This window comes from Weissella thailandensis (assembly GCF_005405465.1).
Taxonomy (GTDB): domain Bacteria; phylum Bacillota; class Bacilli; order Lactobacillales; family Lactobacillaceae; genus Weissella; species Weissella thailandensis.
Window position 1 is genome coordinate 1 of the sequence record NZ_BJEC01000014.1, and the last position, 19,692, is coordinate 19,692.

Sequence of the window (19,692 nt, forward strand, 5' to 3'; positions counted from 1 at the left end):
TGCAATTAGACAGTGGCGAAGTTGCTCGAGCTACTTATCCTAAGATTAAAATGTTACAAAATCAAGATATTCAATTGAAAGGTCAAATCACAGGTAATATGTATGGCTACTAAATTTCAAAGTGACATTTTAATTCAAAAGTTAGATGGAACTGTCTATGATTTAGGGGCAGAAGGTATTCGTGTTGTTACGTTTGACCCACCATCACCAGCCTATGCGCATACTTACGCACAGACGAGTGATTATGGGGCGTCTTTAACAGGCACACAGGTCACACAGACCACGATTCCTATAACGTTTGATGTATTTGCACACGATAATTTTGATTACGAATTACAAAGGCTCAAGGTACTAAAAATATTTAGTAGTGTGGAGCCTTTTTACGTGATTAGTTTACGAACGCCGTTTATGCGGTGGAAAGTAGTTGCTGATGCGTTCACTTACCCCCGATTAGGTAATTACTGGAAAGCTAAAAACGTGGCAATTAGCCTGGTTTGTTATGAGGGCTTTGCAGAAAGTATTGCCACAACACTACAAAAAGCCAAAGTGAATGGCGTTGACTATGATGCGAGCCTCGGTGTGCCATTTGATGATTATCAGTACGAATTTACAACGGCAAGTTTTAAAGTCTACAATCCGTCAGTCATTCCATTATTGGCGGATGAACGACCAGTCACCATCACGTTTAAAGGTAGCGCACCAAACGGACTGACAATTACGAATAAGACCACTAACCAATCCTTTACGTATAAAAAGGTGCTGACGGATAACGATAGTTTTCAATTAGTTGGGCTAGTTCCAATCGTTAATGGTATTCAACGGTTGGGTAATGATTACTCGAGTCGCAGTTTCCTAGACTTTGCACAGGGGTACAACGATATGGAAATTACTGGTGCGAGTGGTTTTACGATTTCATTTGAAACGAGGTTTTACTATTAATGGCAAATATAGTTTATGCACATACAGCTCATCTTGATGAAGTCCCAGCAGTTGTCACTGATTTGTCGATTACAGAGACACTGAATGAGTTTAGTACCTTGTCGTTTAGTTTTGTAGCTAATGACCGCAATAAGATAGCTGCAGAAGCTATGTTGCCACAAACAAGGGTGCTTGTGCCTGAAACTGGCCAATGGTTCCGCCTGAGCAACGTGAGCCCCACATCTACTGGTGACGTACGCACGTATCAAGTATCAGCTGTCCATGTTGGGACGGACTTACACGATAGGTACGTGGAAAATAAATTAACAAATACACAGGGTTTAGATCAGTGTATGAAATTAATTACTGAAGGCACTTTATTCAAGTATGTTATACATGATTCGTTTCCTAATTATTCGTTTAGTGATGGTTTTGGAGCAGATTATGCTGATTCATTGTTGATGAACACGTTGAAAGATGATTTTGGATTTGAATTTTATGTTGATAATTGGACCATTCATATTTATAAAATGCTTGGCCAGACAGATGGATTTATTTTCATTGACGGCTATAATGCCAGTAAAATTCAATGGACTGAAGATTACAGTAATATTCGGACCAAGATTAAAGGTCTGGGTAAGCAAAAGGATGATGGAACGTATGAAGCTACGGCCGAATACAACAGTCCAACTCAGACTATTTGGGGCATTAAACAAGCAGCAACCATTCAAGATGATCGCTTCACAGATAATAATTCATTATTAGCTTATATCAAATCAAAATTGCAAGATTATCCAATCGTCCAGTACACAATGGAACAAGCTGAGTTTGAGCATCATGCGAAACTATCAGAAATTAACAACGTTGCCATTGGTAATTCTGGTCTTATTAAGGATCGTCTGGGAGTGGATGTGGATGTACGCATTATTGGTATGACCATACATCCACAGGATGCGAAACAATCTGATACTGTGACGTTTGGTAATAAACTGTTTGATTATGCTCGTAACTACACTAATTTACAAAAAGCTCGTAAAAGCAATGAAACGTTGGGTAAAACTATTTCAAAGTTACAAATCAATATAGGAAACATTATAAATACTGATGCTAATCGAAAACTATGGAACATAGGAGAGGTGGAAGAATGACACTGAACGGAATAGATGTTTCAGGCTGGCAACCAGATATTGATTTGTCTAAAGTATCTGCTGATTTTGTCATTGTTAAAATGACACAGGGTGTAGATTATTTATCGCCTGTCAGAACAAGTCAGTATATTAGTGCTAAAAAAACTAAAAAGCTGTTAGGCGTTTATCACTATGCCGATGGTTCCGGAGCAGAGGCGGAGGCTAAATATTTTTTAAATAATGTTAAAGATTATGTTGGTGAAGCGGTATTAACTTTAGATTGGGAAGGTGAAGTTGTTACCAAAGGAGTTAGTTATGCTAAAACATGGCTAGATTATGTGTATAAGCAGACAAAAGTTAAGCCTCTAATCTACATGAGTAAATCAGTCACTAACGCTTACAATTGGTCTATTGTTTCTAAAGATTATGGATTGTGGTGTGCTCAGTATGCTTCTGAAGAATCAACTGGCTATCAAGAAGAGCCTTGGACAGATAACACGGTATTTGGTAGTTGGACGACACCAACAATTTATCAATATAGTTCACACGGTAATTTACCTGGCTACAACGGCAGCCTTGATTTAAATAAATTTTATGGGGGCAAAGATGATTGGGCAAAGTTAGCCAAAACTGGTGATATTGTGACAACCACCATTACACCTATTATTCAATACAGTGATGACAACGGTAACCGTGCGTATGCTTATACACATTGGCAGGCTGTTGCAGGGAAACCGGAATTAAATATTTTGGAAAGCCCTAACGGTACGAAATTTGAGTTGAGAGTAGATAACACGGGTAAATTAACCGCTGTTAAAAAGGAGTAGCTTATGTTCGACACAGAAAAATTGAATGATGTGGATGGTGCATTATACAAACTTCATAAAAGGTTGTATGAGCTATATATGATAAATTATCCACCAACTTCCGGTGGCCCTTTTGGAATTACTGTGGTTAATGAAAAAACCTATATTTATTTAATTGATACATTAGATCAATTAATAAAATGGCATAACTTGTTAGTGGATACTTTAACGTCATATCACATGAATCCATTTGGAAATATTAATGTTAAAAAAATTTACTATACAAATAAAGGTAGTGATTTGAACCTTTTGGTTGACGACTACAAAAAAACATTAATCGAATTGAATAGATCACTAGATACTTTTAATCAAATTATGGAATTAAACAAACTAATGAAGGAGTAAAATTATGGCAGAAAAACAAGGCCGATATACAGTAGTTGATACAACGTTAAATAAAACGGATTCTACAGTGGTGGAAGATTTGAGTGGTCGACAAGGTGATAACGGCCGCATTGTATACTTTGCAATGAAAGACAATGGATTGCCACATGACTTAACTAACCAAGATGTGACATTAAAAGCTCGCGATTCAGCTGATAAAATTAAGGTAATCAATGGTATTAATGAGATGATTTCAGCGACTGCTGGCTTATTTTCAATGTATATTCCAAATGAAATGTATGAAGCAGTGGGTGATATTAAAGAAGCCTTTTTAACAGTTACTGATAATAAAAATACAGTTGTTTCTACCATTCCGATTATGTTCACTGTGTTTGAAAATGGTATCGTCATTTCTACGCGTGCATCACAAGATTATATCGATTCAATTCAAAAAATTATTAATGAAGTCAAAGGTAAGTTAGATGGCTTTCAGTCAGCTTATGACAAGCTGAAGGCAACGATTAATGATTATGTGAATACAATCAATAGTAATGAAGTGGCGGTTAAGAATAAGACTAATGAATTCAAAGAAAATAATACGTTTGATAAAGACGTTATTGTAAAAGGAACTGTTGAAGGAAAGGTGACTGGGGATGTAACCGGTGATCTCCATGGTAAAGCAGATGATGCCAATAAATTTGGCGGCCACACGTACGCGGAAGCACTATCACATCCAGCCTTTAAAGTTGGAACGAAATTCTTTGCACATCGTGGGGCGCAAAAGATTGCGCCAGAAAATTCTTTGGTAGCCATGCGTAAAATTGCTAATCATTCTGGTATGGAAATTGACATTCATGTAACCAAAGACGGCCATTGGGTGGTTATGCATGATGGCAACATTGACCGTATGACCACTAAGTCTGGTGCCATTAGTTCATATAATTTTGCCGATTTGCGTAAGATACCAATTAGCAATGGAAGTAAGGCAGGACAATATGAAACTTCTGAGTTGGTTATTCCAACATTAGAAGAAGCTTTGACCATTGCAAAAGACAAGCGAATTATTCCAGTTATTGAAATTAAGAAAGATTCTACTGACAATTACACCGCTGCCAATTGGGATTCCCTGATTAAAATCATTAAGAAGTTCAATGTACAAAATGAAATGATGTTTATCTCATTTGATTATGGCTCACTACAAGAGGTAAAGAAACGTCTACCAGTAGTGGAAGTATCTTATCTGGTTAATAAGGTAACAAAACAGATTCTTGATGATGCCGTTGCTTTGGGTGTTAATTCAGGTGTCGATGTAAACATCGCAGGTCTAACTGCACAAAATGTTATTGACGCTCATAATCGCAATTTGAATGTTGGAGCATGGACGCCAAATGATGATTCGAAGCGAGAAAAATTGTTGTCATGGGGTGTCGATTCTATTACCACTAATAGTTTATCTGGGGAATTACGATACGAAGAATTACAGTTGGTTAATGGTTGGAAGAACCATCCTGCAGGAAATTTTAATGCTTATGTTACTGAAATTGCTCCTCAAAAAATTCAACTACATTTTCTAGTCTATGGTGGAACACGTACTAAGAATAAGGTCATTGCAAAATTGCCAAAGTGGGCAATGCCTCATTCAGCGGTTTGGGGTATTTCAGCTACTCGTATGACTAAAGGAACTGAATCAATCACTATCTCAACTTTTGATATTGATGGTAAAGGTGATTATCCAAATACAACAGTTAAGACTGGTCTTAATTGGGATAAAGGTGACAGCAATAATGATGGTGATTGGGTAAACGGTAGCCTGACCTATTACATTTAAGAAGGAGGACACATGTCAAAATTATTAAAACGGTTAAATGATAACCAAAATAAAGTTGCCGACACCAATGGCATCATGAAGTTACAGGCATGGGATTACGGTGTTGCCCAAGACTTAACCAATAAGCAAATTACAGCTACTGTTGCGAATGCCAGTGGCTTTTTATTTGACATCGATTTGGTAAGCAATGGCACTGAAATTGACTTGGACTTTAAGGACAGCCAATTGCAAAAGTTAACTCCTGATACGTATTTCCTTGAAATTAAAGTTACAGATAAAGATGGTGATGTCTCAGTATTTCCAACGGAAGGGTATGCCACATTCACTATCAATAAGAACTTACATGCCACAGAAGGTGCGTTAGTCCCGCAAATAACCTTTGACACTGTATTGGCAGATGTCAAAAAGGCAATGGACGACAAGGTGGCTGATTATACCAGCACGATTGCCAAAGGTGATAAAGGAGATACTGGTCCGCAAGGTCCACAAGGAATACAGGGTATCCAAGGTCCTAAGGGAGACAAGGGAGACGCTGGTGCTACAGGTCCACAAGGCTTTACTGGTAAAACAGGACCCCAAGGTCCAAAGGGTGATAAAGGAGACACTGGACCAAAGGGTGATAAGGGAGACACTGGTCCTGCTGGTAAAGATGGAGTTGTGGACTACAGCATGACCGTTAATACCACAGGGGACCAATCAGCAACAGGAACAAAAAGTTTTACTGATGTAAATGTCAGTCATATTTTGGAGGCAAACACACTTTACAAGCGCGTCCCTTCAGCAGGTGCTACCCCATTCCTTGAGATGAATGACACAAATAAAGGTACTAAACAAGCCATCGGGCATTACTACTCAGCATTTACTCATGGAAGTGGTGTCACTTTAGGTGCGGGTGGACTTACGATTGTTGGTGGTGGAGAGTCTGCAAAAGGACTTGGTGATGCCATCAATAATGGGTTAGCTGATACATCAGCCTCTGGTTTACCTATTTCCGACCACGGTAATGAGCATACAATTATCGCTTCAGATGGTTATATCTACTTCATGCCAGGTCAGCAAGCAGGTTACCCAACACTTGCCCCAGCGTTCCGCTTATCAAGTAGTGGATACCTTGATAAGTATACAGGTTCTGGTTGGACACCTTTAATTACTCCAACTTCTACCCTACTGGCACAAGATAGTCAAGTGGTTCACAATACAGGTAATGAAACCGTTGCGGGTAACAAGACGTTTTCTGGTAATACCACGATTGGTGGTACCTTGATGAACGATTCTGGTTGGAAAAATATGTCTCTTGCCAGTGGTGTGAAAGCAACTGTTGCTCGTTACCGCTTACTGAATGGTGTTGTTTACATTCAAGTGCTGGATGTTACTGCCGATGTTGGTAAAGTATTCGCAACGTTGCCTGCTGGTTATAGACCTCAACACTGGATTTGGGAGTCTTGGTTTGCAGCCAATAAATCAGGAAACTTTTTAATTGGCAACAATGGTGAAGTATCACGTGCCTCATCAACCACATCAGGCACTGACTCAGGTACAAAGGCTTCATTTGAAGTTTCTTATCCAATTGATTAAAGGAGGACGCAATGAACATTACAACATCAATCACAAATACCAGTCTTAAAAACTCAGATAAAGGGCTAGTCATCGAGTTTATCGACTTGGTGGTTAATTTTGTCGAACCAGATAATTATTTTGGTGGACAAATTCGATTAACTGCAGAAGAGGACGGTATCTCATTTCAAACAACCACTGAAGACTTACAAGATTTGGCAATCGTTAAAGCAAAGAAGTTAATTGCTAGGGCACAGGTGGTTGTGCCAGAACCAGAGCCAGAATATGTGCCAGATGACCCTGAACCTGTACAATCAGAAGCAACATCTGAAGCACCTGTTGCAGATACACCAACGTCAGAAGATCCTCAATCAGAAGCTGATTAAGGTGTGTGCCAATGAAAGGATTTATGCCCCATGATTTAGTAGGCTGGTTGACGACACTTGGTAGCATATCTGGTGCCGTGTGGGTGGTTATCAAGTTCACATTTGTTAAGTCGTTCAACCAATTAAATGACACCATCAAAGAGCTTCAAAACACGATTGGCTCCGTTGACCAGCGCCTCGATGATTTAGATAAGCGGACGTTACGTTTGGAGGATTGGCGAGAATACCACTCCAAAAAAGACGATAAGTAAGGAGACGTCATGTTACAAAAAATAAATAACGCACTTAAGAACCCAGACGGTAGTTACTCACGAAAAGTAATTGCAGGTCTGGTTTCTTTATTAATCGTACTTGTTCAACAAGTATTTTCAGTGTTTGGTATCAAGTTTACTGGCGATTGGAACGCCATTGTTGCTGTGGTTAATACCGTGTTGACCATCTTGGGTGCATTAGGTGTACTGTCTGGTGGTGGTGTGGTTGAAGCACCAACAACTGTTAAGTTAGAAGATCCAGTCAAAGTCACTCAAGTACCCGATACGACTGAACAATTAAAATAAGGGAGATGTTATGAATAAATTAAAGCAAGCACTTGTTCTGGCAGGTGCTTTTTTAGCGTTCGCAGGTGTTGGTCAATTAACTGTCCATGCTGATACACCTCGTGTGGACATGGTGGACGTGTCTAACCACAACGGACAAATGACAGCGCCAGAGTTTGTGTATATGCGAAATAACTATGGTATGAAAGCTGTGGCGACCAAGATTTCAGAAGGAACAACCTTTCATGATTACACCGCACCAGGTAACATTGCTTCTGCAAAACGAGCTGGCTTGTACATCAATGGGTATCATTTCCTGTCATCAACGACAGTTGCTGGGGCGATTGCTGAAGCTGATTATGCGGTTCGAATGGCAAAGGCTGATGGATTACCTGTTGGTGCTGTCTTGGCTGTGGATATTGAGAACTCATACCAATTGTTAATGGGTTCACGTATGCAACCAGTTGCGACAGCGTTTGAGAATCGTGTCCGTGCTTATGGTTACCGCTCAACGACTTACACTGGTGGTTACTCATCAAGTGTCAGCCCTGCTGGTGAGAAAGCATGGTTAGCACAATATCCATACGTGCCAACATCAGCCATGAAGCATTACTCAACTGAACACGCATGGCAATGGACGTCTAATCAACGTTTCGCCAGTTCATTAGGGCGTTTTGATGCTTCAATTCTGTACGACAATTTCTTCACGGCAGGTACTGATAAGGATGTTGTTGTGCCAAACGTGACACCATCTAAGCCAGTAGTGAATAAGGACACATCAGCTATCAAAAAATTTAAGAACGCTGGTAATCGCTTCACGGCTTACAAGTCATTCCGTGTTGACAAGATCGCTTATGCAAATGGCATGTGGCAAGCTATCAACTATGACCTGGCAGGTGGCAAGGATGCTAACTGGACGGCTAATGGTATTCCGCTAGCAATGTTGGATAATGTGACTCGTGGTAACTATGCAGCAACTCGCGTAGGTGATCAGGTTAAGTTCATGCGTGGTTACAACTACGGAACGATTGATCAATACGATAACAACTCAAATGGTGCTGGTATTGTTGAAGGACGATATGGCAACGTTTGGTACAATGCCAATTCATTATTAGCTAAATAAAATTAAAGCCCACTAGGTTATTCGATTGAATAGCTTAGTGGGCTTTTTGTGTTTACTGTGGTATTGATTTAGATATTTCTTTATCAGATCTTACCAACGTGTTCATAAATATAAAATAACCAATTAAAATTAACCAACTCAAATCAGACACGATGACCATAAGATTAAATATGTGACTAGTTTTATATTGTAGTGTAAGTGAATTTTTACCTTTAACACCATTAATATTTATTGTTCCAATTGGTGTCTTAGAAATAGTTATAGCATTTATTTTTTTGCCATTAAGGTGGGCAATTGTGTTTTTATATATAAAGGCAGGTACCTCAATTTGGTGAGCTTTATTTTGAATCCAAGAAATATGCAAAATTCCATGTGATCGTACATCTTTATTAAATAAACTATGTTTTTCTAAAACATGTTCTGTATATAGTCCATAGTAATCTTCTTTATTATTGAACTTAGTAATAGGTAAGTAATCTGGCGTTGTCCGATCTACTGTATTTATAAGTTGACTTAAGTCTCGATTACTCCAAGCTGCTCTTAGGTCAGTTGTTGTATTTACTGGATGACCATTCATTGGCTTTAGTCTTAAATCTTTTGGATTGATTGCAGCACTTTGCGCGATGCTAGTAGTCTGTCTGTAGTTTGAAATAACGTTGTTTGAAACTGAGGTTACTAGGCTAATAACGCTAATAACAGACATTGTAATTACTATGAACTCTAGTAATTTATTAAAATTAAAATCAGTACTATTTACTAATTCTTTCATAGCTAATAATGTACCAATTAAAACGAATATTTCGCCAACCAGTGTGAATCGGAAAGAAAATTGCAAAAAATTCCTTATTTCAGGCAAGTTTAGTTGGATAATTGGCCATGGCATTAAATTACTGCCTAAGACAAAATAAGCAAGGCCTGAAATAATTAAAATCCTGCTTAGGATAGATATTCTTTTCCAAAACATAATGATTATGGCAATCCCTAGCATAGATAAAATGGCCAATATGTTTTCAGATACTGATATATGGTTTCCTAGTAAGGAAATACCATTCGTTGATAGAACATCAAATGGATTAAAAATACTATTAGTTACATCTATGCTTGTTGGTGGCACTAAGATATTATGTGTTGATAACTGTAGATAAGGTAAAATAGTATTTAAACATAATATTATTGAAGTGAAAATCGCAATAACAAGATACTTGATCATTAACCATTTTTTGTGCGTTTGAATGAAGCCAACAACGAAGGCAGAAATCAATACAGGGATTGCAAATGCGGCGCTTAGTAAGTGACCCTGAACTTGTAAACTAACAGCTAACGCTAGCACAAGAGAGTTTTTTAATTTGAAATTACTATTTAGCATGTCTATCATAGGCAAGATTATCAAAGGTAGGAACGCTAGCCCTATTGAACGCCAACCAGATACAATTAAGAATGATGCAATAGCATTGGTACTTAAATAAATGGTTCCTAATCCAATACTTATATTTTTACTAAATCCAATTTTTCTTGAAATAAAGTAGGTAATTAAACCTGCTGTAAAAAGTACTAAAATGTTTAAGACTATCTGAAATTTAAGCCAAGAACCAGAAATCAATAGTAAAACCCCAAGTAAATAAGTTAAAAATGGACTATATAGCGCGTTTACAACACGTCCAGACTGCTGAAAAGAATATAGATTCAACGTTGAAAAATTTAAATGTTTTATTTGCAATGCAGCTTCATATATTCTGCCATAATGAAAATATCCATCAACTCCTAAAACAGGGGTTTTATTTAAAATAATTGGGCTGACTATAAAAATAGAAATAAAAAAGATAATAACTATTGGTTGAATGTGTTTTTTCATGGTACACCTCTAAAAAATTTATCAAATTTAATATACCATATATAGACAACAATATTTTCTTTATCCTTAATTAAAGTTTCCCAGTCTTGCGGTTTTTTATATAGGCAGAAAAAATTACCGCATAGTTACTGCAATAGGTGTACAATCGTTGAAGTAATAACATTCGCTAGTCCCACCAGTTGCATCAATATGACCTTAGGAATGTTGATAAATCAACGCTCCTAAGGTCATTTTTGTATTTGTAATACTTATTTACTTGAACTAACGCATTACCATTGAATTTGTGTGTTGACTAGGTTATAATAGTTTACGTTGTGTTTGTGGAATCTCACAAACTGCAACCACTCATGGCCTGTATTAAGCAATTCTTTGAGTTCGCGGGCATTGGTGAGTCTAAGTTTTTACAAAAATTTTTTATGGAGGTCTACAGACTCATGGCAGCATATGCAATCATTGAGAACGGTGGAAAGCAATACAAAGTTTCTGCCGGTGACGTAATTTACGTCGAGAAGTTGGATGCCGCAGAAGGTGACAAGGTTGTCTTTGACAAAGTTGTCTTCGCTGATGGCAAAGTAGGTGCACCTTACGTTGAAGGTGTTACTGTTTCAGGAACTGTTGAGAAGCAAGGTAAGGAAAAGAAGGTTGTTACTTTCAAGTACAAGCCAAAGAAGCACTCACATGCTAAGCAAGGTCACCGCCAACCTTATTCTAAGGTTGTCATTGACTCAATTGCCTAAGCCATCGGATAGGAGGATTTAAATCATGCAATTAAATTTGAATAACTTGACGATGCTTGCTCACCACAAAGGTGGTGGTTCATCAGCCAACGGTCGTGACTCAGCTGGTCGTCGTCTAGGTACAAAGCGTGCCGACGGACAAGAAATCAAAGCTGGATCAATCATTTACCGCCAACGTGGTACTCACATCTACCCAGGTGTTAACGTTGGTCGCGGTAACGATGATACATTGTTTGCACTGACTGATGGTGTTGTAAAGTTCGGTCGTATGGGCCGTGACAAGCGCCAAGTATCAGTTGTATCTCGTGAAGAATACAAAGAAATCATCGCTAAGTAATTAGCTAATAAAATGACCTTACTAACTTTGGTTAGTAGGGTCTTTTTTGTTGCTATGATAGGGTTTGTGGACATTGATGTGTAATATTGGTACTGAGTAGACAAGATCGCTGATAAGGCGAATTTGTTCAAAATTGACTTTAATTGACTCCAAAAATGTCACCAATTGTCACTTACTTGTCTCTGCTTTTGTTCAAGGAGAGGTTAATTGTTGGGTCCAATATTTTCTTGGCCAATAAAAAGCACAAACCCAACGACCCCAATGACCCCAAAAATTAATGAAAAATTCATATATTGTATTGTAATACAATATAGAAGAGCATCGTGTACAGTAGGATGTATATATTGTGAAAAGAATAACGTATTAAGTAGAATGTATTAAATTAATTTCGTAAATACGAATCAAGTTAGAAAAGTGGTTATTATTTTTGGAGGGACGAATTTATAATATATAAACCATGAGCATTATATATTATAAATGAGAGTATTTTAATTTCACCTGTATATCCCTTTATTATACATATTTAATATTGATTTAAAGTTGAATCAATGATAAATTTTAAGTATATAACATGGAGGTTCTGGGTGATTTTTTTATGGTGCATAAAATATTAAAAGTATTATTAATTGGTTTGAGTAGTATTGGTTTATTTTTTATTGGACAGAGTTCATATATAGTTAGTGCTTCGCAAACACCAAATAAAGTTATTAATACGCATGACAATGTCAAAGATAGGGTGTTTGAAAGCTCACAAACGAATACGACAATTGAACAAGTACAAGACTATTTTTTAGTCCAAGATTCTGATACACAAAAACAATATACTCTAAAGAAAGATAAAAAAATAGATTTCCGTGGACAAAAAATGCAAAGCTATATAAGTAGCGACTCAAAAAAGATGGTTTTATTTTTATCAAAGGGTAAAAAAGAAATCATTTATAAAAATAATAAATTTGAGTTATTGAAAACCGGAAGGAAAATACTAAACGTTCAAACAGCAATCAACAGAGTTAAGGCGAAAATTAATTTAGATCATGTAACTTTTGGTGGCTCAAATATACGTTTAACCAGTCGAAGTGGTCGACTATACTACCGGATTAACGTCTATCAATCACACCAATTGGTTAGAACTTATAGGGTCTACTCTGATAATGGAAATGTGTATTGGATAAAGTGAAGGTGATTATTTTGTTTCAAAGAATTAGTTTAATAGTTATTTTTTTAATTAGTATTGGGGTTGGTTTAGCTATCCACAAAACACGGAAAAGAAATCCAACCATTTTAAATCATATTAGTAAGATTATCTTTGATGCTATTGCTATCATATCAGGAGCCTTGGTAGGTGGCCTTTTTTTACGAGTTAAAGAACAACAAATGGGCATGATAATGATTTTAATCACAGTAATTATATTCTTTCAAATTGTTATTGAAATTGTTAATGAACCAATTAAGACAAATAAAATAATATTGAGCTTGTTGCTTATACTACCCGTGGTAGGTATTTATTATGGGAATAGTCAGTTCAAAGTAATCTATAATTCTGAACAAACGATTTTAAAAAAATCCGAAGATAGCGGAGATTATATTAATACAACATATAAAAGAAAATTTAACTTACGAAGTCAACGGGGGAATAAACTTAGTAATAAGCAGCAAAAAATATTGAAATATGATGACTTTTTGCTAATAAATGGGAAAAGTACTCCTAATATATATGTTTATGGTGAAGATGCAAGTACTCATAAAAAGCTATTTCTAACAAAAACTAACAACGTTGGTAATTTTACTGTTAAATTAGATAAAAAAAAGATAGCTAACAATTATAAAATTAATGTGTTTGTTAATAATATTGCCTTGCAAAATAAGCAAAAAGTTGTCAAAGGAGCGTCAGCAATACCCGACCGTGTGTTAAGTTTAAATAATCTATCGGAACAAGGGATACTTACTGAAGGGGTACATCAAGTTGGTGATGATCTGGATGCAGGTAATTATGTATTGCTGAGTGAAGATACTGGAAGTATCCAATGGCTAAATGGTGACAATATAGAGAGAGCTTTTGACAAAAATCTATATATCAAGTTTCATCAAAATGATATGATCAAGGTTAATAATGCTAAATTATTAAAAATAACATCAGGAATGAATTTTGCTAATGGTGATGCAACAAATGGTATGTTGAAGGTAGGAACCGACATACTACCTGGAAAATATCAATTAAAATCAACAGATAATTATAGTATTGCAAAGCTTTATTCCAAACCATTCGAGAATAATAGTCAAGAGGGTGAGCTTGTCATTACTGAACATGTAACTTTGCAACCAGGCGACTATATTTATGTAATGAACACGAAATTAATTAAAAAGTAAAAGAGGTAGCGATGAACTTCGAATTAGCATTACTCATTATTATTGCGGTTGTATTAGTCGCTGTGGGTATAATAGAAAAAAAGCATAATCACATACGAGCTACTAACATTCCTATTCGAGTGAATGTTAATGGCATTCGTGGTAAGTCAACAGCAACTCGGTTAATTACTGCAATTATTGATGAGGCTGGTTATAAAACTATGGGGAAAACAACGGGAACAGCTGCACGTAAGATTTTTCCTTATAAGCGTGAAGAAATACCAATTCAACGTAAACCACAAGGAGCCAATATAAAAGAACAGCTAGATACAATTAAAGAGGCTGAACGTTATAAAGTGGATGCTCTAGTTTGTGAGTGTATGGCTGTAAAGCCTGAATACCAAGAAATTTATCAACATCAGATGTTCAAAAGCAATATCTACGTGATTGTCAATGTATTGGAAGATCATTTGGATCAGATGGGACCAACATTGACAGAAATTGGTTATACTTTTGCTAAATCTATTCCTTATAACGGATATGTTGTCACAGTGCCTAGTCCTTTTACTACATACTTTCAGAAGGTCGCTGATGAAAGAAATACCAAGTTAGTTTTAGCAGATAATTCAAGAATTCCTTCAGGCTATTTGGATAAGTTTGATTATGTGCTGTTTAAAGATAACGTTAGTTTAGCAATGGCAGTCGCGGATATTTTAAATATTGATGAAGAGGTAGCTTTCCGAGGGATGTTAAACGCTGAACCTGATCCAGGCGCATTAAAAGTTAAACGTATTCAAAATGACAAAGTTGACTTTACTTTTGTCAATGCGTTTGCAGCCAATGAGCCAGCGTCTACGTTAAATATTTGGGAGTATATTAAGAATAATCCAGATATTCCAAGCGATAATCCGATTGTTTTGTTTAATGGTCGTCCAGATCGTGGCGATCGTACAGAACAGTTCGCTAAAGACTTTTTCCCATATGTAGAAAATGCAACAATAATTGGTATGGGACAAGCAATTAGACGTATTGGTTATTATTACGACAAGGGATTTTATCCTGACGCAAAAGAGTACATTGATGAAGAAGATGAAAAGCCAGTAAGTATAATGAAAGAACTGTTACCATTGTTAAACGGGCGTGTATTATTAACTGTTGGTAATATCCATGGTGATGCTGAAGAATTATTAGACATCATTAAAGACATAATGTAATAGGGAGTATATAAGTTAAATGGTTATAACGGATTTTTATTTAGCATTAATTTTTGGGCTATTCATAGGTTTATTTTTTTCTGAGTTTACGGGTATTGCTACTGGTGGAATAATAACACCTTGTTATTTATCCTTAGTTATTGATACACCAGAGGTTTTAGTTTCAATCTACTTAGTCGCAATTTTGTCATTCTTAATAGTACAATATATTTTACCTAAGTTTGTTATCTTGTTTGGTAGACGACGCTTTGTGGCTTTTCTTTTGACTGCTGTAATTTTAAAGCTCTTGCTTGAACTAGTTTATCCATTAATGCCATTCTCGACATTCCTTTTTAGAGGAATTGGCATTATTGTTCCTGCGTTAATTGCGAATACATTCTCTAAGCAAGGGATTAGGCTAACGACATTTTCAACATTATTTATTGCTTTTCTGGTTTTTGTGGTTATTTCAATTATCCATTTATTTATATAAGAGGGGTAGTTATTGATTATGAAAAAAGATATGCATGAAGATGAACAAATGTCTAGACTAAAAAGAAATAAACATTTGAAAAATAATAAGCATTTCGGGTTAAAAAATACACATGTACATAAGGGAAAAAATCTTACGTTACTACCACAATCCGATAATGAATCTTTGACTCTAAAACAAAAAATAAACCGGTCTATACGGTATCAAGTTAAGGCTAAGCCAGCCGCACTATTATTAGGAGCATTGATTTTATTTGGGTTAGTATGGGCGCTAGATTATGTACATAATGATTTATTAGTTTCAAATAAAAATGTATCATTGACTAGTAAAAAATCTGATCGTTTTCAAATGACACTCGTTGGTGATATGATGATGGCCCGAGGAAACCAACGTCAAGCAGATCATTTAGGGTATAATCATTTTTTCCAAAAAAGTAAATATTTATGGCAAGACTCTGACTTGGTTATGGGAAACTTAGAATCTGCCATTATTACTGATAGGAAAAAAGTTAAGGAAAATCCAGATACCAATATCCATCTTTTGATGGATCCTAAAGGTGCATCAGCTATGAAAGATGCTGGATTTACAACTTTAGGTACAGCTAATAATCACGTTGGTGATTATGGTAAATCAGGTATACGCCAAGAGCTAAATTATTTAAAGAAAAATAATATAGATTTTGTAGGGATTGGTAGTGATACTTCAGAGGCATTAAAATACCAAACTTATAATGTAAATGACGTAAAAATTAGTGTAGTAGCTGTTACTGACGTTATACCTGATCATACAAGTGTTCAACAAAATGCAGCTGGAGCATTGACAACAAAGAATAATGATTATTTAAATCTTATTAAGGAAGCTTCTGCTCATTCAGATTATACAATTGTTTATTCTCATGGTGGCTTTGAAAATGGTTTGACGGTTACTGAGCGTCAAAAAGAATTAGACAAAAAGATGGTTGATTCAGGAGCAGATTTGGTTGTGGGTGCGCATGCCCACGTGTTACAGCCAATAAGTAAATATAAAAATGCTCTGATTTTAAATGGCATGGGTAATTTCATTTTTGAACAAGAACAGTCTCGTACAAAGGATGCTGTGGTTGCCAACTTACGTATGACGCAAAAAGGAAAAATGAAATTAGAACTTATTCCTATGAGAATTAAAGATGGTGTGCCAACAGTAACTAAGAACTTATTTTATCAACAACGAATTTTTCATCAATTAACAAAGAATTTACCGCAACGTGATTACCATAAAGTTGACCAGTCAGTAATAATGGACAACTTTGGTTATAATTATCGCTTTGAGTAGGCGAGGTCATTAATATGAAATATCTTAAAACAATTGGTAGTATATTACTTATTATTCTGGGTGTTGTCTTTTTATTCGTTATATTGGGTTATTCTACGAGCAATACAGGAAACACTAAAAGTTTAGTAGCAAAAATAACTAAAACTGTTCCTTGGCATAATGAAAAAGAAAAAATATCTCATCATAAAGTGGCTGTATCAACATCTAATCCATATGCTACAAGAGTAGGAATGGATATATTGAACGATGGTGGTAACGCTGTTGACGCTGCAGTAGGGGTTTCATATGCGCTATCAATTACAGAGCCATACGCATCCGGTTTAGGTGGTGGTGGTGGAATGCTAATATATAATCCTAAAAATAATCAATATCATGGTATTGATTATCGTGATAGTGCTCCAGTTTCTCACCAAACAAATACTTCAGAGATTGGTGTTCCCACTTTTGTTAAAGGTATGGATTATGCTAGTCGACAGTACGGGACAAAAACAATGTCTGAAAATATACAACCGGCCTTGAATATTGCACAAGAGGGTTTTAAAGTATCACCCTTTTTTGCAAAATATATTAATGTATATCGTTATTTTTTAAAAAATAACGATGATTATTTAGACAAAAATGGTAATCTGATTACCCAAGGGGAAAAAATGAACCCTAAAAAGATGGCTAAAACGTTAAAATATATTCAAAGACGTGGTGTTGAAGGCTATTATTCAGGTCCTGTTGCCAAGGAAATTATGAAACAGGGTGACTTAACAAAAAAAGATTTAAATTCATCTAGAGTAGAAGTGACTGAACCAGTTGTGTCTAATGTTGGGGATAGTCAGTTTGCTACATTAGCTGCGCCATTTTCAGGTGTTACTCTGTTACAAATGGTTAAAATGGCTGATAAAGTTTCATTAGCTAATCCAGGTACAAATCCTGATACTTATTTAAAGCAATACGATCATATAAAGCAACTAGCATATCAAGACCGTATGCAGCACCTGGGTGATCCAACACGTAAACACGTGAATTCCCAAAAAATGGTTAGTTCTGAATATATCAATCAATTACTAACTAGTTATGGTCAGCAGCCTGATTTGAGTGCACAAGAAGACGATAGTCAAAATACTACTCATTTTTCAATAATTGATTCAGAGGGTATGGCTGTTTCGAGCACAAATACCTTAGGTAATTTTTATGGATCACAAAAAGAAGCAGGTGGCTTTTACTTGAATGCTGCGAACCGATTATTCACGGCTAGTAAGACGAGTATTAATAGCTATGAGCCTGGGAAAAAGCCACGTAATTTTACGTCACCAATGATTATTAGAAAAGAAAATAAGGAAACTATTGCACTGGGAACACCAGGTGGTAACATGATTCCCGAATTTCTTTTTCAAATTATTTATGATCATAATGTTAGAGGGACAGACTATCAAAAAGCAATAACCAAGAACCGAATGTATACTACTAAAAACAATCAATTAGTTTTAGAAGACGGTGCAAAAAGACCAGATTATGTAGCAATATCGAAGCTTAAGGATATTCCTTATGTAAAAAAGAAAACTAGTGAATTTTTTGGATCTGTGCAGATAGCTTACAGAAATAATGAGACTGGTAAGACAAATGTTTATAATGATAATCGTCGGGCTCCAAATTTGAATAATTAGTAATAGTGTGGATTTTTCTGTGACTTGTAATAGCTTTGAGCTGTGTGTTAGGAAATACTAATAGAATAGTTATCTTATTAATACAAGAGTTTAATAGGGGAATGTTTATAGAAAAGCGAACATTTTTCATTAACTTGGTAGTTGATTAAATTTTGGTTATTCATCAAGTGCTATTGATAGCAAAATTATTTAATTGAATAGGTAAAGAATTAGTAGCTAATATTTTACGAAGTACCTAGAAAAGTTGGTTATGTAAATCATTTTTAATTATCTAATACCCGTTTCTGATATGCAATTAGGTACAGGCTTTTTATGCCTGATAAAAAAGCAGATAGTGTTAGCCTAGGTATTTTGGATGAAGTTAACCCAACTAAGCTATTAAACCTAACATTAGAAGAAACTGGAAAGTTTGACCGTAAAACGATATGGATAACTGAACAGGCATTAAATGTAAACGCAGGGTTTAAGGACTAATATCCTGTCCACAAGAGGCTGCACAATTTTTGACAGTTAGTAGTATAATTGAGCAAATTCAGACACATATCTTAATAATGTACGATTGGTATGTATAAGCAAAAGAACCAACAACGTTGTTGGTTCTTTTTTGTATAGGAGGAAGATATGGATGTTACACGTATAGTGCCACAAATAGAATTAGATATTGTATATTTGGCAGTGAGCTTGCTAGATATGCAAAATGTGCAACGAATAGATTTTTCAGGACTGGATAATGCCCGCTTGGATATTGATGAGATGGAACCGACTATGGTGCCATCTTTTTTATTATCCAAGCAGACAGTCAATTGTTTTATGTTAGCTGGGACGATCAACCAAAAGGAAGAGTTGTTGGTAGTCGTTTATTGTGATTTGGCTGGCAATTATATCGGTAAAGCAGCTTTATATCATGGCGATGTTGCCTTTGAAAAGAAAGTGGGTGAAAGCACATGACAGTAGATATTATCTCAATTATTGTGAAAGAAATGATGATTGCAGTTGGCAAAGCGTTAATTGAATTAAGCGCTAATTTAGGTTAAGTGAATTAGCTATATTTTCATACAACGACGTAAAAATTGGTTAGATAAAGCATCCTGAAAATGAGGATGCTT

21 protein-coding genes and 1 other annotated feature are annotated in these 19,692 nt (G+C 35.9%); of the genes, 20 read left to right on the forward strand and 1 reads right to left on the reverse strand.

Going from position 1 to position 19,692, the window contains the following annotated elements:
• Window positions 1-102: 102 nt before the first annotated feature.
• The 10 genes from FFM62_RS07025 to FFM62_RS07070 are packed head-to-tail and all read left to right on the forward strand — an operon-like array spanning window position 103 to window position 8,662.
• Complete coding sequence (locus FFM62_RS07025; RefSeq protein WP_115470279.1) at window positions 103-939, forward strand: phage tail domain-containing protein; 837 nt, start codon at window positions 103-105, stop codon at window positions 937-939.
• Window positions 939-2,066: a phage tail protein gene (locus FFM62_RS07030; protein WP_115470280.1), complete on the forward strand. Its 1,128-nt coding sequence runs from the start codon at window positions 939-941 to the stop codon at window positions 2,064-2,066. Before FFM62_RS07025 ends, FFM62_RS07030 begins: the two co-directional genes overlap by 1 nt.
• Window positions 2,063-2,872: a GH25 family lysozyme gene (locus FFM62_RS07035; RefSeq protein ID WP_165845851.1), complete on the forward strand. Its 810-nt coding sequence runs from the start codon at window positions 2,063-2,065 to the stop codon at window positions 2,870-2,872. Before FFM62_RS07030 ends, FFM62_RS07035 begins: the two co-directional genes overlap by 4 nt.
• 3 nt (window positions 2,873-2,875) lie before the next feature.
• A complete protein-coding gene (locus tag FFM62_RS07040) occupies window positions 2,876-3,256 on the forward strand; it encodes a hypothetical protein (protein WP_115470282.1) in 381 nt (126 codons plus the stop codon).
• Window positions 3,257-3,260: 4 nt separating this feature from the next.
• The gene (locus FFM62_RS07045; protein WP_115470283.1) at window positions 3,261-5,063 is read left to right on the forward strand and encodes a glycerophosphodiester phosphodiesterase family protein; all 1,803 of its coding nucleotides are present in this window, start codon (window positions 3,261-3,263) and stop codon (window positions 5,061-5,063) included.
• Between the two features lie 12 nt (window positions 5,064-5,075).
• Window positions 5,076-6,638, forward strand: coding sequence for a collagen-like protein (locus tag FFM62_RS10410; RefSeq protein ID WP_133296292.1), 1,563 nt, complete (start codon window positions 5,076-5,078; stop codon window positions 6,636-6,638).
• Between the two features lie 11 nt (window positions 6,639-6,649).
• Window positions 6,650-7,003, forward strand: coding sequence for a hypothetical protein (locus FFM62_RS07055; protein WP_115470284.1), 354 nt, complete (start codon window positions 6,650-6,652; stop codon window positions 7,001-7,003).
• A 5-nt stretch (window positions 7,004-7,008) separates the two neighbouring features.
• Entirely contained in the window at window positions 7,009-7,254 is a 246-nt protein-coding gene (locus FFM62_RS07060; RefSeq protein WP_133296293.1) for a hypothetical protein, read from the forward strand.
• Window positions 7,255-7,263: 9 nt separating this feature from the next.
• Complete coding sequence (locus tag FFM62_RS07065; RefSeq protein WP_115470286.1) at window positions 7,264-7,560, forward strand: phage holin; 297 nt, start codon at window positions 7,264-7,266, stop codon at window positions 7,558-7,560.
• Between the two features lie 10 nt (window positions 7,561-7,570).
• The gene (locus FFM62_RS07070; RefSeq protein WP_115470287.1) at window positions 7,571-8,662 is read left to right on the forward strand and encodes a GH25 family lysozyme; all 1,092 of its coding nucleotides are present in this window, start codon (window positions 7,571-7,573) and stop codon (window positions 8,660-8,662) included.
• A gap of 52 nt (window positions 8,663-8,714) precedes the next feature.
• On the opposite strand, the gene FFM62_RS07075 is transcribed toward FFM62_RS07070, so the two are convergent.
• Complete coding sequence (locus FFM62_RS07075) at window positions 8,715-10,514, reverse strand: putative glycosyltransferase family protein (RefSeq protein ID WP_075269170.1); 1,800 nt, start codon at window positions 10,512-10,514, stop codon at window positions 8,715-8,717.
• Window positions 10,515-10,843: 329 nt separating this feature from the next.
• Window positions 10,844-10,919: a sequence feature (ribosomal protein L21 leader region), on the forward strand.
• Between the two features lie 29 nt (window positions 10,920-10,948).
• Here FFM62_RS07075 and rplU point away from each other — a divergent pair.
• The 10 genes from rplU (at window position 10,949) to FFM62_RS07120 (ending at window position 19,534) form a co-directional block, all read left to right on the forward strand.
• Complete coding sequence (gene rplU, locus FFM62_RS07080) at window positions 10,949-11,251, forward strand: 50S ribosomal protein L21 (protein WP_075270165.1); 303 nt, start codon at window positions 10,949-10,951, stop codon at window positions 11,249-11,251.
• 25 nt (window positions 11,252-11,276) lie between these two features.
• Window positions 11,277-11,588: a 50S ribosomal protein L27 gene (gene rpmA / locus FFM62_RS07085; RefSeq protein WP_115470288.1), complete on the forward strand. Its 312-nt coding sequence runs from the start codon at window positions 11,277-11,279 to the stop codon at window positions 11,586-11,588.
• A gap of 595 nt (window positions 11,589-12,183) precedes the next feature.
• A complete protein-coding gene (locus FFM62_RS07090; protein WP_115470289.1) occupies window positions 12,184-12,765 on the forward strand; it encodes a hypothetical protein in 582 nt (193 codons plus the stop codon).
• A complete protein-coding gene (locus FFM62_RS07095) occupies window positions 12,753-13,955 on the forward strand; it encodes a hypothetical protein (RefSeq protein WP_133296294.1) in 1,203 nt (400 codons plus the stop codon). Before FFM62_RS07090 ends, FFM62_RS07095 begins: the two co-directional genes overlap by 13 nt.
• Before the next feature lie 11 nt (window positions 13,956-13,966).
• Window positions 13,967-15,148 carry a poly-gamma-glutamate synthase PgsB gene (gene pgsB / locus FFM62_RS07100; protein ID WP_115470291.1) on the forward strand — a complete coding sequence of 394 codons (1,182 nt, stop codon included), beginning with the start codon at window positions 13,967-13,969 and terminating at the stop codon, window positions 15,146-15,148.
• Window positions 15,149-15,167: 19 nt separating this feature from the next.
• Window positions 15,168-15,620, forward strand: a complete 453-nt coding sequence (gene pgsC, locus FFM62_RS07105; protein WP_115470292.1) for a poly-gamma-glutamate biosynthesis protein PgsC — start codon at window positions 15,168-15,170, stop codon at window positions 15,618-15,620.
• Window positions 15,621-15,638: 18 nt separating this feature from the next.
• Window positions 15,639-16,931, forward strand: coding sequence for a CapA family protein (locus FFM62_RS07110; protein WP_115470293.1), 1,293 nt, complete (start codon window positions 15,639-15,641; stop codon window positions 16,929-16,931).
• 14 nt (window positions 16,932-16,945) lie between these two features.
• Entirely contained in the window at window positions 16,946-18,586 is a 1,641-nt protein-coding gene (locus tag FFM62_RS07115) for a gamma-glutamyltransferase (protein WP_115470294.1), read from the forward strand.
• A gap of 312 nt (window positions 18,587-18,898) precedes the next feature.
• Window positions 18,899-19,060 carry a hypothetical protein gene (locus FFM62_RS10135; protein WP_165845852.1) on the forward strand — a complete coding sequence of 54 codons (162 nt, stop codon included), beginning with the start codon at window positions 18,899-18,901 and terminating at the stop codon, window positions 19,058-19,060.
• A gap of 147 nt (window positions 19,061-19,207) precedes the next feature.
• Window positions 19,208-19,534, forward strand: coding sequence for a hypothetical protein (locus tag FFM62_RS07120; RefSeq protein ID WP_115470295.1), 327 nt, complete (start codon window positions 19,208-19,210; stop codon window positions 19,532-19,534).
• Window positions 19,535-19,692 lie beyond the last annotated feature (158 nt).